The following is a 413-nucleotide window of genomic DNA, read 5'->3' as shown; positions in this document are numbered from 1 at the left end:
TGATTTATATATTTGCAGCGATCTTTTTTTCGATCTTACCTTTTCTTTTAATTAAAAGGTTTAAAAAAATACAAGTTGAAAAAATGGAGCAACAATTACCTGATGCTTTGATGTTGATTTCTGGTGGATTGAGGTCGGGAGCTAGTTTAAGTACTGCATTATTTCAACTAACAAATGAATGTTTACCCCCATTGAAAAATGAGATTGCCTTAATAATTAAAGAGCAGAAAGTTGGTCTACCATTAAATGATGCATTATTCAATTTCCAACAACGTATGCCGATCAATTCGGTCATTCTCATGACAACTAGTATTCGAATTGCTTTAGAAACAGGGGGGGAATTAGCAGAAACTTTAACTAAAGCAGCCGAGACTCTACGTCAAATTAACCAATCAGAAGGAAAAATAAAGGCA

1 protein-coding gene is annotated in these 413 nt (G+C 33.7%); it reads left to right on the top strand.

The window, feature by feature from the left end:
- Positions 1-83: 83 nt before the first annotated feature.
- The coding region (locus tag NL42_RS19475; protein WP_461313998.1) for a type II secretion system F family protein at positions 84-413 on the top strand (330 nt) is incomplete at its 3' end.

Source organism: Acinetobacter sp. GN11, from assembly GCF_054823985.1.
Note: the sequence above shows the minus strand (reverse complement) of the source record. Positions and strands in the feature narration are given on the sequence as shown.